Origin of the sequence: Ornithinimicrobium sediminis (genome assembly GCF_021272345.1) — a bacterium.
Taxonomy (GTDB): Bacteria; Actinomycetota; Actinomycetes; order Actinomycetales; family Dermatophilaceae; genus Ornithinicoccus; species Ornithinicoccus sediminis_B.
Window position 1 is genome coordinate 620,468 of record NZ_JAJSDQ010000001.1, and the last position, 14,667, is coordinate 635,134.

A 14,667-nucleotide genomic window follows, 5' to 3' on the forward strand; every position below is an offset into this window, starting at 1 on the left:
CTAACCCCGCCTACCCTGGTCCGATGACGACAGTGCCCGGTCACCGGGAGGTGGCCTTCGACACACCGCGCTGGTGGGTGGAGTTCACCGACCCCGCCGAGCCCGCACAGCGGCTTCGCTGCGACCTCACCTGGCTGACCTCGTCCTGGCACTGCATCTTCGGCCAGGGCTGCCCCGGCATCTACGCCGACCGCCCGGACGACGGCTGCTGCACGCTCGGCGCCCACCTCACCGACGACGACGACCTGGCGCGGGTGAGCGAGGCCGCCGGGCGGCTGGGGCCGGACGAGTGGCAGCTGCACGACCTGGGCCAGGAGGGCGCCTGGCGCGACCGGGACGGCGACGACGTCACGACCCGGGTCGTCGACGGGGCGTGCATCTTCCTCAACCGGCCGGGCTTCCCCGCCGGGGCCGGCTGTGCCCTGCACCAGCACGCGGTCGCCGAGGGCCTGCCACCCCACACGCTCAAGCCCGACGTCTGCTGGCAGCTGCCGGTGCGGCGCACCTACCGCACCGTCGAGGCCCCCGACGAGACGTCCTACCTGGAGGTCACCATCGCCGAGTACGACCGCCGCGGCTGGGGGCCCGGCGGCCACGACCTCGACTGGTACTGCACGGCAGCACCGGTGGCCCACAGCGCGGCGCAGCCGGTCTACCTGTCGCTACGCGACGAGCTCGTCGAGCTCATCGGTGAGCCGGCCTACCAGGTGCTCGTGGAGCACTGCGAGGAGGCCCTCGCGGCGCGGCGCGGCCGCCGCCACCTCCCGCTGTGGGTGCACCCGGCGACCCGCGCCGGCGGGGCGCAGGCATGAGCGGTGAGGTCGTCCCCAGCCCCAACATCTGGGAGCACGCCGACGTCTACGAGCTGGAGAACTCCGGTGTCGACCCCGGCGGCGCGGTCTGGGCGGCGATGCGGCAGGTCGCCGGGTGGAGCGGCAGGCGGGTGCTCGACCTCGGCTGCGGGTCCGGCTACCACCTGCCCTTCTTCGCGCAGGAGGCGACCGAGGTGGTGGGCGTCGAGCCGCACCCGCCCCTGGTCGCCCGCGCGCGGGACCGGGTCGCCGACCTCCCCCGCGCCCGGGTCCTGCAGGGGACGGCCCAGGCCGTCCCGCTGGAGGACGCGAGCGTCGACATCGTCCACGCCCGGTGGGCCTACTTCTTCGGCGCCGGCTGCGAGCCCGGGCTCGCCGAGGTCGAGCGCGTGCTCGCACCCGGTGGCACCGCCTTCGTCGTCGACAACGACGCCACCAGGTCGACCTTCGGCGCGTGGTTCCGCAGGGCCTGGCCGCACTACGACCCCGCGGCGGTGGAACGGTTCTGGCGACGGCAGGGGTATGCCGTGTCGCGGGTCGACATGCGCTGGCGCTTCGCCTCGCGGACCGACTTCGAGGCCGTGGTCCGCATCGAGTTCACCGAGACGATGGCCGACTGCATCCTGGGCGAGCACCCCGGCACGGGGGTCGACTACGCCGTCAACCTCTGGCACCGCACGTTCTGACGCTGCGCCGGGGACCGTTGTCGGCGGCCCCGCCTAGAGTCTCGGGCATGCCCACGAAGTCGACCCGCACCACCCGCCCGACCTTCCGCTGCACCGAGTGCGGGTGGAGCACGGTCAAGTGGGTCGGCCGCTGCGGCGAGTGCCAGGCGTGGGGCACCGTGGCCGAGGTCGGGGCCACCCCGGTCCGCACCGCGGCGGCCACGCCTGCCCGCCCGGCCGTGCCGATCGGTGACGTCGACGCGGAGCCCGCCCGGGCCAGCACGACCGGGGTCGGCGAGTTCGACCGGGTGCTGGGCGGTGGGCTGGTGCCGGGCGCCGTCGTCCTGATGGCCGGTGAGCCCGGCATCGGCAAGTCCACCCTGGCCCTCGACGTGGCGGCCCGGGCGGCGCGGGAGGACCGCACCGTGCTCTACGTCTCCGGGGAGGAGTCCGCGGCGCAGGTGCGCCTGCGGGCGGAGCGGATCGGCGCCGTGGCCCCTACGCTCTACCTCGCCGCCGAGACCGACCTGGCCACCGTGCTCGGGCAGGTCGACCGGGTGGGCCCGACGCTGCTGGTCATCGACTCCGTGCAGACGATGGCCAGCGCCGACGTCGAGGGTGCCCCCGGCAACGTGGGCCAGGTGCGGGAGGTCGCCTCCGCCCTCATCCAGGTGGCCAAGTCGCGCAACATCGCCGCCCTGCTCATCGGTCACGTGACCAAGGACGGTGCCATCGCCGGCCCCCGCGTGCTGGAGCACCTGGTGGACGTCGTCGTGCAGTTCGAGGGCGAGCGGCACTCCCGGCTGCGCCTGGTGCGTGCGGTCAAGAACCGCTTCGGTCCCACCGACGAGGTGGGCTGCTTCGACCTCGGGGACAGCGGCATCGTCGGGCTGCCCGACCCCAGCGGACTCTTCCTCACCAGCCGCGACCGGCCGGTCCCCGGCACCTGCGTCACGGTGACCCTCGAGGGTCGCCGGCCCCTGGTCGCCGAGGTGCAGGCCCTGGTCACCCCCTCGACCGGAGGGAGCCCCCGGCGGACCACCAGCGGCCTCGACTCCTCGCGCCTGGCCATGGTGCTCGCCGTGCTGACCCGCCGGGCCTCCCTCGACGTCCACAGTGCCGACTGCTACGCGTCCACGGTGGGCGGCGTGCGCCTCGGGGAGCCGGCGGCCGACCTCGCGGTGGCCCTGGCGGTCGCCGGCGCACGGCTCGACGTCGCCCTCCCCCAGGGCACCGTCGCCTTCGGCGAGGTGGGCCTGGCCGGCGACCTGCGCCCGGTCACCGGCGCACCCCGGCGGCTGGCCGAGGCGGCTCGGATCGGGTTCCGCCGCGCGGTCGTGCCGGCCGGTTCGCTGAGCGAGGGAGGCGCCCCGCCGGGCATGCAGGTGCTGGAGGCCACCTCGGTGGTCCAGGCCGTGTCGGCGGCGCTGGGCGCGCCCTGATCTGACCTTGAGGGTGGGACACCTGTGAGCAGGTACAATCCGCGCAAGGACAGGGACGCTCGTGCGACGTGCCGTGGGACCGTGGACGACGACACATACGGGGTGAGATGGCCGGCATGGAGCGCAGCGACGACGAGGTGCTGCGTGCTGTCCTTGCCGTCGTCGCCCCCGGGACCGAGCTGCGCGACGGGCTCGAGCGCATCCTGCGCGGGCGCACCGGGGCCCTGATCGTCCTGGGCAGCGACCGAGTCGTGGAAGGGATCTGCACGGGCGGGTTCGAGCTCGACATCGAGTTCTCCGCCACCCGGGTGCGCGAGCTGGCCAAGATGGACGGTGCCGTGGTGCTCGACCGGGACGTGACCCGCATCGTCCGGGCGGCCACCCAGCTCGTGCCCGACCCCGCCATCGAGACGCGCGAGAGCGGCACCCGGCACCGCACCGCCGAGCGCGTGGCCAAGCAGACCGGTCACCCGGTCGTGGCCGTCAGCCAGTCCATGTCCATCGTCGCCCTATACATCGGAGACGTGCGCTACGTGCTGGAGGACTCCAGCCAGATCCTCGGCCGCGCCAACCAGGCCCTGCAGACCCTCGAGCGCTACCGCTCACGCCTCGACGAGGTCGCCGGCTCCCTGTCGGCCCTGGAGATCGAGGACCTCGTCACCGTCCGGGACGTGGCGGCGGTGCTGCAGCGTCTGGAGATGGTCCGTCGGATCTCCGACGAGATCGCGCAGTACGCCGTCGAGCTCGGCACCGACGGACGCCTCATCACGCTGCAGCTGGGCGAGCTGACCGGCGGGCTGGGCAACGACCGTGACCACGTCGTGCGGGACTACATCCACCAGGTCTCGACACCGCATACGGTCGAGGAGGTGCTCACCTGCCTGGAGGCACTGACCGCCACCGACCTGCTCGACCTCGGACAGGTGGCTCGGTGCATGGGCTTCCTGACCGTCGGGGACGCGCTCGACTCGTCCATCTCCCCTCGGGGGCACCGGCTGCTGAGCCGGGTCCCCCGGCTGCCCGGTGCCATCACCGAACGGCTGATCGACGAGTTCGGCACGCTGCAGGCCCTGCTCTCGGCCGGTGTGGACGACCTGATGACCGTCGACGGCGTGGGCGAGGCCCGGGCCCGTGCGGTGCGCGAGGGCCTGTCCCGTCTGGCCGAGACGAGCATCCTCGAACGCTACGTGTGAGCGCGCCCGACTCCGCTCCGGGGGTGACCCGTACCGCCGCCGACGCCCTGCACCGGCCGGTGCTCGACTGGTATGCGGTGCACGCCCGCGACCTGCCCTGGCGCCGCCCGGAGTGCTCACCCTGGGGGGTGCTCGTCTCCGAGGTCATGCTGCAGCAGACCCCGGTGTCACGGGTGGAGCCGGTGTGGTGTGCCTGGCTGGAACGCTGGCCGACTCCCGGGCGGCTGGCCGAGGAGCCCGCCGGTGAGGCGGTGCGCGCCTGGGGGCGGCTGGGCTACCCGCGCCGGGCGCTGAGGCTGCACGCCGCCGCACGCACCATCCGCGACGAGCACGGCGGGCAGGTGCCCGACGACCTGGAGAGCCTGCGACAGCTGCCCGGCGTCGGCGAGTACACCGCCGCGGCGGTCCGCACCTTCGCCTACGGCGGCCGCGCCGTGGTGGTCGACACCAACATCCGGCGGGTGCTGGTCCGGGCGCTCACCGGCCGTGCGCTGCCGGCACCGGCCCTCACCCGGGCAGAGACGGAGCTGGCCGGTGCTGCACTGCCCGGGGACGACGCCGCGGCAGCGACCTGGAACGTCGCTGTGATGGAGCTCGGTGCGCTGGTGTGCACCGCCCGCTCACCGGACTGCGCGGCCTGCCCGGTGGCCGGTCGCTGCGCCTGGCGCCGCGCCGGGCACCCCGCCTACGACGGTCCGCCGCGCCGAGGCCAGGCCTGGGCGGGGACCGACCGGCAGTGCCGGGGGGTGCTCGTGCAGGTGCTCCGTGAGGCCACGACGCCGGTGGCCGCGGAGCGGCTCGCCCTCGCGTGGACCGACGACCTGCAGCGGGAGCGGTGCCTGGACGCGCTGGTGGCCGACGGGCTCGTCGAGCCGCTGGCCCGCCGGACCTACCGTCTGCCCGGCTAGGTCCTCACAGGATGTCGTCGGTGGTGCCGCGCGAGCGGTAGTTGACGTAGCTGCGCCGTGCCCGCAGCGCCTTGCGCAGCGCAGGGCTGAACGGGTGCAGGGACAGGTCGTAGGCCGGGAACCAGTAGCGCGCGGTGCCGAACTTCAGCTTCATCTTGAACACGCCGTAGGAGTGCTTGGACTCGTCCAGCCGACGCGGGATGCCCCAGAAGTCGAACGCCGTGTAGCCGTGCTCCTTGGCGTCCTGCATGGCCCCCCAGTAGAAGGCGTCCGGTGCCTTGGCGTCCTTGCGGGTCTCCCCCTCCGAGGGGGGCCGGTCGTCCCGGATGGAGCCACCGTAGAGGTAGCAGGTCATGTCGCCCAGCCCGAGGAAGAACCCTCCGGCCAGCGCCCGGCCCTCGTGCCGGGACAGGAACAGGTAGGCCTCGCTGCCGTCCCCGTTGCCCTCGCGCAGCAAGGTCTCGTAGTAGGCGCGCGGGAACGAGCCGAGCTTGGCCCGCTGGTTGGTGGCGTCGAAGATCTCCCAGAACGCCGCGAAGTCGTCGTCCCGGGCTGCCACGACCCCCATCCGCTGCGCGGTGCGCACGTTGCGGCGGGCCATCTTGTGCAGACCTGCGAAGATGGTGTCGCTGTCCTGGCCGAGGTCGGCCAGGATCGTGTGCTCCGGCTGTTCGGTCTCGGTGCGCCGGAAGGGCCCGAGCCGCTCGGGGATCACGGACTGCTCGGCCGCCAGGTCGACCTGGTGCGGCTCGGTGCCGGCGACGAGCGGGACCGACGGCTCGATCTTGAGGTGCATGTCCGTCGTCCTGGCCATCCTGCGCACCAGGCGAGCCACCTCGGGCAGGTCGTCCAGGCTCTCCAGCGCGGGGCCGCGCGGGGCGTAGAGGGTGCTGACACCGGGCACGAGGGGCTTGCGGACGACCTGCAGTGCGCCGACCGTGGAGCCGTTGCGCCGCAGCAGGAAGCGCAGGGGCTGCTGGCCCAGCACACGACGGGCCTCGCCGTAGCCCCAGCTCTGCAGCGGGCTGCTGATCGGAAGGTCCCTGACGGCGGCGTTGAACGTCGAGCGGTCATGGGCTTCGACCAGGGTGAGGGGCACACCGGAACCCTACGAGAGGGGACGGCGCCGGTGCACATGAGCGCCCCCTTACTGCGTGTCCCGGCCCGGGGCGGGAGGGCGAGTGCGCGAAGGGCCGGGCGCGCTGTGCGCACCCGGCCCCGTCACGTCACACCGTCGGTCTCACTCCGACGTCGTCGCCTCCTCGATGGGAAGCAGGTCGGGCAGGGACTCCTTGGGGCTGCCCTGGAAGGTGAATGCCTCCTCCTTGCCCTCCCCAGCGGTGTCGACCAGCACGATCTCGCCGGCCTTCAGCTCGCCGAAGAGGATCTTCTCGGACAGCGCGTCCTCGATCTCCCGCTGGATCGCACGGCGCAGCGGTCGTGCGCCCAGCACCGGGTCGTAGCCCTTCTTGGCCAGGAGCGCCTTCGACGCGGGCGTGAGCTCGATGCCCATGTCCTTGTCCTTGAGCCGCTCGTCGAGCCGGGCGACCATCAGGTCCACGATCTGGACGATCTCGCTCTGCGAGAGCTGCGGGAAGACGATGGTGTCGTCGACGCGGTTGAGGAACTCGGGACGGAAGTGCTGCTTGAGCTCGTCGGTCACCTTGTTCTTCATGCGCTCGTAGCTGCCCTGGGTGTCGTTGCCGGCCGAGAAGCCGAGCGAGACGCTCTTGGAGATGTCCCGGGTGCCGAGGTTGGTGGTCATGATGATGACGGTGTTCTTGAAGTCCACGGCACGGCCCTGGGAGTCGGTCAGGCGACCGTCCTCCAGGATCTGCAGCAGGCTGTTGAAGATGTCCGGGTGGGCCTTCTCGATCTCGTCGAAGAGCACGACCGAGAACGGCTTGCGGCGCACCTTCTCGGTGAGCTGTCCACCTTCCTCGTAGCCGACGTACCCCGGAGGCGAGCCGAACATCCGCGACACCGTGTGCTTCTCGGAGTACTCCGACATGTCCAGGGTGATCAGGGCGTCCTCGTCGCCGAAGAGGAACTCCGCGAGCGCCTTGGCCAGCTCGGTCTTGCCGACACCCGTGGGCCCGGCGAAGATGAACGAGCCACCCGGACGGCGCGGGTCCTTCAGCCCGGCGCGGGTGCGGCGGATCGCCTGGGACAGCGCCGTGATGGCGTCCTCCATGCCGACGATCCGCTTGTGCAGCTCGTCCTCCATGTGGAGCAGCCGGCTGGACTCCTCCTCGGTCAGCCTCATGACCGGGATGCCCGTCGAGGCCGCCAGCACCTCGGCGATGAGCTCCTCGTCGACCTCCGCGACGACGTCCATGTCGCCGGCCTTCCACTCCTTCTCCCGGGCGGCGCGAGCCTGCGTGAGCTTGTGCTCCTCGTCCCGCAGGCGCGCAGCCTTCTCGAAGTCCTGCGCGTCGATCGCCGACTCCTTCTCACGCTTGGCGTGCGAGATCTTGTCGTCGAAGTCGCGCAGGTCCGGCGGAGCCGTCATCCGGCGGATGCGCAGACGCGCGCCCGCCTCGTCGATGAGGTCGATCGCCTTGTCCGGCAGAAAGCGGTCGTTGATGTAGCGGTCGGCCATCGTGGCCGCGGCGACCAGGGCGGCGTCGGTGATCGACACCCGGTGGTGCGCCTCGTAGCGGTCGCGCAGACCCTTGAGGATCTCGATGGCGTGCGACAGCGTCGGCTCGCTGACCTGGATCGGCTGGAAACGGCGCTCCAGGGCGGCGTCCTTCTCGATGTGCTTGCGGTACTCGTCGAGCGTCGTGGCGCCGATGGTCTGCAGCTCGCCGCGGGCCAGCATCGGCTTGAGGATGCTCGCAGCGTCGATGGCCCCCTCGGCGGCACCGGCACCCACCAGGGTGTGGATCTCGTCGATGAACAGGATGATGTCGCCGCGGGTGCGGATCTCCTTGAGCACCTTCTTCAGGCGCTCCTCGAAGTCACCGCGGTAGCGGCTGCCCGCCACGAGCGCCCCGAGGTCGAGGGTGTAGAGCTGCTTGTCCTTCAGCGTCTCCGGCACCTCGCCGCGGACGATGTCGGTGGCCAGCCCCTCGACGACGGCCGTCTTGCCGACGCCGGGCTCACCGATGAGCACCGGGTTGTTCTTGGTGCGGCGGGAGAGCACCTGCATCACCCGCTCGATCTCGGCCTGCCGGCCGATGACCGGGTCGAGCTTGCCCTCCCGGGCGGCCTGGGTGAGGTTGCGCCCGAACTGGTCCAGCACCAGGGAGCCGGCCTGCTGGCCCTCCTGGCTGCTGGCGCCGACACCGGCGGCGGCGGCCTCCTTGCCCTGGTAGCCGGACAGCAGCTGGATGACGGTCTGGCGCACCCGGTTGAGGTCGGCGCCGAGCTTGACCAGCACCTGGGCCGCGACGCCCTCCCCCTCGCGGATGAGGCCGAGCAGGATGTGCTCGGTGCCGATGTAGTTGTGGCCGAGCTGCAGGCCCTCACGCAGGGACAGCTCCAGCACCTTCTTGGCGCGGGGGGTGAACGGGATGTGCCCGGTGGGCGACTGCTGCCCCTGGCCGATGATCTCCTGGACCTGCTCGCGCACGGCGTCCAGGGAGATGCCCAGGGACTCCAGGGCCTTGGCGGCCACGCCCTCCCCCTCGTGGATCAGCCCGAGCAGGATGTGCTCGGTGCCGATGTAGTTGTGGTTGAGCATCCGCGCCTCTTCCTGCGCGAGCACCACAACCCGGCGGGCCCGGTCGGTGAACCGTTCGAACATGGTCTCTCCTGAATCGTCGAGAAGACTCGATGGTACGTGCGTCTGCTGGGCTCAACGCGGTGTTTCGCAGGACTGTTCCACATCCGGGCCCCTGTGGCCGCGGTGTTCGCCCACGGCATAAGCGGCGGTGGGACCACGGCGACGGCTCCCCCAGCCGTACACGTCATACTCTGCCCTCATGCGCCACCTCCCCACCTCTGCAGCCGCGCTCGCCGGTGCGTCACTGCTGCTCGCCGCCTGTACGAGCGACGGGCCGGACACTGCGGAGCCCGACGTCGTGACGCTCACCTCGGCGCCCGGCCCGGCCGAGGCCGGCACGGCCTCCGACACGGGCTGGTACTGCGCACTGATCGAGGAGGAGCTGGTGGCGACCGCCACCAACGGTGCCCTGGACCGGGCCCGCGAGTCGATGGTCAGCAACGACGACGACGCGTGGGTGTGCGAGGTCAACCTGGTCACCGGCGACAGCTACGAGACCGTGCTGCGCCTGAGCGTGTACCCCAACGGGCAGGAGGAGACCGAGGCCTTCCGCGCCGAGCTCGCGGACGCCGACGGGATGGAGCGGGGCCCGGCGTTCCTCGGCGAGTCCTATGTCGTGCCCGGTCGCACGGTGGCGCTCATGCAGTGCAACCTGCCCGAGCTGGAGGGGCAGCCCGGCGGGCCGGGTCCCTACGCCTTCCAGGTCGAGGGGCTGTCCGGGCCCGCCGCCGAGCTGACCGAGGAGCTCCGCAGCCCGGTGCGCAGGCTCGTGACCCAGATCGACCAGTCGGTCGGCTGCTTCCCGACGCAGGCCTACGAGTCGGCCCCCACCGACGGCGGCTGAGCCACCACGAGGGTCAGCCGGCCTTGGTCTCCTCGTCCGTCGTGTCCTTGGCCGAGGACCTCTTCGAGGTCTTCTTCGCCGCCGTCTTCCTGGCGGGCGTCTTCTTCGCGGTGTCCTTCTTCGCACGCGTCTTCTTGGCAGTGGCCTTCTTCGCGGTGGTCCTCTTGGCAGCCGGCGTCGTGCCCGACCCCTCCTCGGCGTCCGACGAGGAACCCTCACCCCGAGCGGCCTTCGCGCGGTCCACGCTGCGCTGCAGCGCAGCGAGCAGGTCGACGACCTCGCCGGTGTCGCCCTCGTCCTCGGTGTCCGGGCTCTCAGTGACCTCGCCGCCCTCGATCTTGGACCGGACCAGCGCCTCCACCGCCTGCTGGTAGTCGTCCTCGTGCCCCTCGGGCTCGAAGTCGCCGGCCATGGAGTCGACCAGCATGCGCGCCATCGCGACCTCGGACTCCTTGGGCTCGGAGACCTCGTCGAGGTGGTCCAGCTGGCCTGCATCCCGGATCTCGTCGGGCCACAGCAACGTCTGGAGCACGATGACCTCGTCCACGACCCGCAGCACGGCCATGGTCATCCGGGTGCGCACCGACACCGTGACGACCGCGACGCGCTCGCTCTCACGCAGCGCCTCCCGCAGCAGCCCGTAGGCCTTGGCGCCCATGGCGTCGGGCTCGATGTAGTAGGCCTTGTCGTAGAGGATCGGGTCGATCTGCGAGACCGGCACGAAGCGCTCGACCGCGATCTCCTTGCTGCTGCGGTTGGGCAGGCTCGCGAAGTCCTCGTCCGTCAGCACGACCGTCTTGCCGTCGGTCGTCTCGTAGGCCTTGGCGATGTCACGGTAGGCCACCTCCTCCCCGTCGGCCTGCGCCACCCGCTTGTAGCGGATGCGGCTGCCGTCGGAGGCGCGCACCTGGTGGAAGCTGACGTCGTGGTTCTCCGTGGCCGAGTAGAGCCGGACCGGCACGTTGACCAGCCCGAAGGACACGGCTCCCTTCCAGATCGCTCGCACTCCCCCAGGATGGACCCATGAGACCGATGCTCGCCACCTCGGGCAGCGCCCGGCCGGGCACCGGTGTGCCCACGGGGCCGGAGTGGGTGCACGAGATCAAGTGGGACGGCGTGCGCCTGCTGGCCGATGTCAGCCGGGGCCGGCTCCGGCTGCTGACCCGCTCGGGTCGGGACGTCGCGGTGGGCTTTCCCGAGCTGGCCGGTCTGGTCGACGTCGCCGACGACATGCTGCTCGACGGTGAGGCGGTGGCCATGCTGGAGGGGAGGCCGACCTTCTCGGGGGTCGTCGACCGTGTGCACGTCGCGACCCCGGCCGAGGCCGCACGCGCCCGGGCCGCGCGGCCTGCGACATACCTCGTCTTCGACCTGCTGCGGCTGGACGGGCTGGAGCTCACCGGCCTGCCGTGGCGCGAGCGCCGGGCGGCCCTGGAGGCCCTCCTGCCGCCCGGACCGTCCTGGCAGGTGTCACCCACGTATGCCGACGGGCCGGGACTGCTCACCGCGACGGCCGAGCAGGGTCTGGAGGGCATCGTGTCCAAACGGGTCGACTCCACCTACCTGCCGGGGGTGCGCAGCCCGGCGTGGCTGAAGTTCCCGCACCGCGAGGTCGAGAGCTACGTCGTCGGTGGCTGGCGACCCGAGACCGGTCGCTCGCGCCTGGGCGCGCTGCTGGTGGGGGTGCCGGCCGCGGGACAGCCCGGAAGGCTGTCCTTCCGGGGCCGGGTCGGCAGCGGTCTGGCCGGGCGGGCCGGCGCCGAGCTGGCGGCCCGGCTGTCCGAGGTGCCCGCGGCCGGGTGCCCCTTCGTCGACGAGGTGCCGCGCGCCGACAGCACCGGCGCCCGGTGGCTGCGGCCCGAGGTGGTCGTCGACGTCGCCTCCCTCGGGGTCACCTCCGCGGGCCGGCTGCGGCAGCCGTCCTACCAGGGGCAGCGCCCCGACCTCGACCCGCAGGAGGTGACCGGTGGCGACCGGTGAGACGCAGACGGTGGAGGTGGCCGGGCGGACCCTGCGGGTCAGCAGCCTGGACAAGGTGCTCTACCCCGCCACCGGGACCACCAAGGGCGAGGTGCTGCAGTACTACGTCTCCGTCGCCGACCGGCTGCTGCCACACCTGCGTGACCGGCCGGTGACACGCATCCGCTGGCCGCACGGGGTCACCGGCGAGCACTTCTTCGAGAAGAACCTGCCCAGCGGCGCTCCCCGCTGGCTGGAGTCGGTGACCATCCGCGGTCACGGCTCACGCTCGGGCCGCGAGAGCGTGACCTACCCCCTGGTCAGGGACCTGGCCGCGCTCGTCTACCTGGTCAACCTGGGCTCCCTGGAGCTGCACGTGCCGCAGTGGCGGGTGGACGCCGAGGGTGTGCCGCAGCCCCCGGACCGGCTGGTCGTCGACCTGGACCCGGGGCCGGGCGCCGGGCTCGGCGAGTGCGCCCGCGTGGCGCTGCTGGTGCGGGAGCAGCTGGCAGCGGTCGGCCTGGACCCCGCACCGGTCACCAGCGGCAGCAAGGGCATGCAGGTCTACGCCGGCCTCGACGGCGAGCGCTCCGCCGACGAGGTGAGCGCGGTGACCAAGGCCCTGGCCCAGCACCTCAGCGAGCGCCACCCCGCTCTGGTGGTGTGGCAGATGACCAAGGCCCTACGGCCGGGCAAGGTGCTGCTCGACTGGTCGCAGAACTCCGCGGCCAAGACGACCATCTGCCCGTGGTCGCTGCGGGGCCGCGACCACCCGCGCGTCGCCGCCCCGCGCTCCTGGGCCGAGGTGGAGGCCGCCGCCGACGGGCGTGCCGAGCTGACCCAGCTGCCCTACGAGCAGGCACTCGCCCTCGGGTCCGCGGCCGACGCCGACACCTGACCGGCTCCGCCGGCACCCGGACATGCGTCGGCCCCCGTCGTCCAGGGCTGACGGGGGCCGACAAGCAGCGGCGGACGTGTCAGTGCGCCGCCGCGTAGGCGTCCTGGAGCTCCTGGGAGACCCGACCCCGGTCGCTCACCTTGTATCCGTTGGCACGGCCCCACTCCCGCACCTTGGCCAGGTCGGCCGAGCTGGAGGAGGACGAGGAGGTGCCCGAGCTGCGTCGCCGAGTCTGCCGACGACCACCGGAGCGGCGGGCCTGGCCCACCCACTTGCCGAAGTCGTCCCTCAGCTGCGCAGCATGCTGGTCGTTCAGATCGATCTCGTAGGTGACACCGTCGAGCGAGAACTCCACTGTCTCGGAAGCCTCGGAACCGTCGATGTCGTCCTCGAGAATCACTTGCACCCGCTGAGCCATGCGTACCTCTGCTTCTTGAATGGGGATGGGGAACGGCCTTCGTTCACGGGATTGGCCGCAATCTCACGATATCGCTCCGGCGACTGCGACACAAGAAAGATGTCATTGTTGTGGAGAATCGTCGCTTTCCTGCTCGCTCCCGGATTCGCCGGTGGCCGCCTTCTGGGCGTCCAGGCTCCGCTCCCACTCGCGTTGGGCTGCCCTTTCCCTACGGTCGCCCTCGAGGATGTGCTTCATGATCACCCAGAACAGGTAGGCCAGCCCGATGGTCGGCAACAGGGCCGCCACATAGGGCCAGATCGACTGCACCACCGACATTTCAGGCCTCGGGCTTCACGAAGGGGAAGAGAATGGTCTCGCGGATCCCGGCGCCGGTGAGCAGCATCATGACCCGGTCGATGCCCAGCCCCAGGCCGCCCATGGGCGGCGCCGCGTACTCCAGCGCCTGGAGGAAGTCCTCGTCGAGCTGCATGGCGTCGAGGTCCCCGTCCGCCGCCCGGTGCGACTGCTCGGTGAGCCGCTGCCGCTGGATCTCGGGGTCGATGAGCTCGGTGAACGCGGTGCCCCGCTCCACACCCCCGATGATCAGGTCCCAGGCCTCGATGAGCCCCGGCTTGGTGCGGTGTGGGCGCGCCAGTGGCTGGGCCGACGCCGGGTAGTCGCACACGAAGGTCGGCTGCAGCAGGCGGGGCTCGACCAGCTCACCGAAGAGCTCCACGGCGAGCTTCTCACTGTCCCAGCCGCGGTCCACCTCGACGCCGCGACGGTCGGCGACCGCCAGCAGCACGTCGCGACCGGTCTCCACCGTGATCTCCTCACCCACCTCGTCCGACAGCGCGTCGTAGAAAGGCAGCCACGTCCACTCGGCGTCAAGGTCGATGACGCCCTCGGGTGTCTCGATGCGCCTGCTGCCGACGACGTCGGCGGCCGCCAGGATCATTTCCCGGGTGAGGTGGGCCATCGTCGTCTGGTCACCATAGGCTCCGTAGGCCTCGAGCATCGTGAATTCAGGGCTGTGGCTGGAGTCGATGCCCTCGTTGCGGAAGATGCGCCCGATCTCGTAGACCCGGTCGATCCCTCCGACGACAGCCCTCTTCAGATACAGCTCCAGCGCGATGCGCATCGTCATCGGCATGTCGAACGCATTCAGGTGGGTGTGGAACGGGCGGGCCGTCGCACCACCGTGAATGGTCTGCAGGATCGGGCTCTCGATCTCCACGTAGCCGTGCGAGTCCAGCACCTCGCGGATGGCGCGCATCACCCCGGCACGCCGGCGCACCATGTCGCGAGCCTCCTGGCGCACGATGAGGTCGACGTAGCGACGGCGCACGCGCTGCTCCTCGGACAGCTCCTTGTGCAGCACCGGCAGGGGCCGCAGGGCCTTGCTCGCCATGCGCCACTCAGCGGCCATCACCGACAGCTCCCCGCGCCGGCTGGAGACGACCCGTCCGTGGACGAAGACATGGTCACCGAGGTCGACCAGGTGCTTCCAGCGGGCCAGTGCCTCCTCCCCTACCTCGGCGAGGCTGAGCATCACCTGCAGCCGGGAGCCGTCACCGGCCTGCAGGGTCGCGAAGCAGAGCTTGCCGGTGTTGCGCACGAACACGACGCGGCCGGCGACGCCGACCTCGTCGGTCGTCTCCTGGCCGGTCTCCAGGTGCCCCCACTGCTCGCGCACCTCACCGATGGAGTGCGTGACCGGCACGTGCACCGCATACGGCTCGTGCCCCTGCTCCAGGAGGGCCGCACGCTTGGCGCGCCGCACGCGCATCTGCTCGGGCAGCTCGGACTCGGGGGT

The 14,667-nt window shown here is 71.6% G+C and carries 14 protein-coding genes; 8 read left to right on the plus strand and 6 right to left on the minus strand.

Annotated features, from left to right (window positions below):
* Positions 1-23: 23 nt before the first annotated feature.
* The 5 genes from LVO85_RS02855 to LVO85_RS02875 all read left to right on the plus strand — a co-directional run bounded on the left by LVO85_RS02855 (position 24) and on the right by LVO85_RS02875 (position 5,020).
* On the plus strand, positions 24-812 hold the full coding sequence (locus LVO85_RS02855; RefSeq protein ID WP_232745876.1) for a hypothetical protein: 789 nt from the start codon (positions 24-26) through the stop codon (positions 810-812).
* Complete coding sequence (locus LVO85_RS02860; RefSeq protein WP_232745877.1) at positions 809-1,498, plus strand: class I SAM-dependent methyltransferase; 690 nt, start codon at positions 809-811, stop codon at positions 1,496-1,498. Before LVO85_RS02855 ends, LVO85_RS02860 begins: the two co-directional genes overlap by 4 nt.
* 47 nt (positions 1,499-1,545) lie before the next feature.
* Complete coding sequence (radA, locus tag LVO85_RS02865; RefSeq protein WP_232745878.1) at positions 1,546-2,919, plus strand: DNA repair protein RadA; 1,374 nt, start codon at positions 1,546-1,548, stop codon at positions 2,917-2,919.
* Positions 2,920-3,035: 116 nt separating this feature from the next.
* A complete protein-coding gene (gene disA / locus LVO85_RS02870; protein WP_232745879.1) occupies positions 3,036-4,112 on the plus strand; it encodes a DNA integrity scanning diadenylate cyclase DisA in 1,077 nt (358 codons plus the stop codon).
* A gap of 23 nt (positions 4,113-4,135) precedes the next feature.
* Positions 4,136-5,020 carry an HhH-GPD family protein gene (locus LVO85_RS02875; RefSeq protein WP_332875401.1) on the plus strand — a complete coding sequence of 295 codons (885 nt, stop codon included), beginning with the start codon at positions 4,136-4,138 and terminating at the stop codon, positions 5,018-5,020.
* A gap of 4 nt (positions 5,021-5,024) precedes the next feature.
* Here LVO85_RS02875 and LVO85_RS02880 read toward each other — a convergent pair whose 3' ends face one another.
* Both LVO85_RS02880 and LVO85_RS02885 read right to left on the minus strand, forming a co-directional pair.
* The gene (locus LVO85_RS02880) at positions 5,025-6,119 is read right to left on the minus strand and encodes a lipid II:glycine glycyltransferase FemX (protein ID WP_232745880.1); all 1,095 of its coding nucleotides are present in this window, start codon (positions 6,117-6,119) and stop codon (positions 5,025-5,027) included.
* A 141-nt stretch (positions 6,120-6,260) separates the two neighbouring features.
* A complete protein-coding gene (locus LVO85_RS02885; RefSeq protein ID WP_232745881.1) occupies positions 6,261-8,771 on the minus strand; it encodes an ATP-dependent Clp protease ATP-binding subunit in 2,511 nt (836 codons plus the stop codon).
* A 178-nt stretch (positions 8,772-8,949) separates the two neighbouring features.
* Between LVO85_RS02885 and LVO85_RS02890 the strand changes: the two genes are divergently transcribed.
* Positions 8,950-9,594: a hypothetical protein gene (locus LVO85_RS02890; RefSeq protein WP_232745882.1), complete on the plus strand. Its 645-nt coding sequence runs from the start codon at positions 8,950-8,952 to the stop codon at positions 9,592-9,594.
* 13 nt (positions 9,595-9,607) lie between these two features.
* Here LVO85_RS02890 and ku read toward each other — a convergent pair whose 3' ends face one another.
* Positions 9,608-10,600 carry a non-homologous end joining protein Ku gene (gene ku, locus LVO85_RS02895; protein ID WP_232745883.1) on the minus strand — a complete coding sequence of 331 codons (993 nt, stop codon included), beginning with the start codon at positions 10,598-10,600 and terminating at the stop codon, positions 9,608-9,610.
* 17 nt (positions 10,601-10,617) lie between these two features.
* On the opposite strand from ku, the gene ligD (LVO85_RS02900) reads away from it, so the two are divergent.
* Together ligD (LVO85_RS02900) and ligD (LVO85_RS02905) are read left to right on the plus strand one after the other, a co-directional pair.
* Positions 10,618-11,574, plus strand: coding sequence for a non-homologous end-joining DNA ligase (gene ligD, locus LVO85_RS02900; RefSeq protein ID WP_232745884.1), 957 nt, complete (start codon positions 10,618-10,620; stop codon positions 11,572-11,574).
* Complete coding sequence (gene ligD / locus LVO85_RS02905) at positions 11,561-12,451, plus strand: non-homologous end-joining DNA ligase (protein WP_232745885.1); 891 nt, start codon at positions 11,561-11,563, stop codon at positions 12,449-12,451. Before ligD (LVO85_RS02900) ends, ligD (LVO85_RS02905) begins: the two co-directional genes overlap by 14 nt.
* Positions 12,452-12,530: 79 nt before the next feature.
* Here the strand turns inward: ligD (LVO85_RS02905) and LVO85_RS02910 are convergent, their stop codons facing one another.
* From LVO85_RS02910 to lysS, 3 genes are all read right to left on the minus strand, one after another.
* Positions 12,531-12,869, minus strand: a complete 339-nt coding sequence (locus tag LVO85_RS02910; RefSeq protein WP_232745886.1) for a histone-like nucleoid-structuring protein Lsr2 — start codon at positions 12,867-12,869, stop codon at positions 12,531-12,533.
* A gap of 102 nt (positions 12,870-12,971) precedes the next feature.
* Entirely contained in the window at positions 12,972-13,178 is a 207-nt protein-coding gene (locus LVO85_RS02915) for a hypothetical protein (RefSeq protein WP_232745887.1), read from the minus strand.
* 10 nt (positions 13,179-13,188) lie between these two features.
* Positions 13,189-14,640 carry a lysine--tRNA ligase gene (gene lysS, locus LVO85_RS02920; protein WP_232746184.1) on the minus strand — a complete coding sequence of 484 codons (1,452 nt, stop codon included), beginning with the start codon at positions 14,638-14,640 and terminating at the stop codon, positions 13,189-13,191.
* Positions 14,641-14,667: the final 27 nt, after the last annotated feature.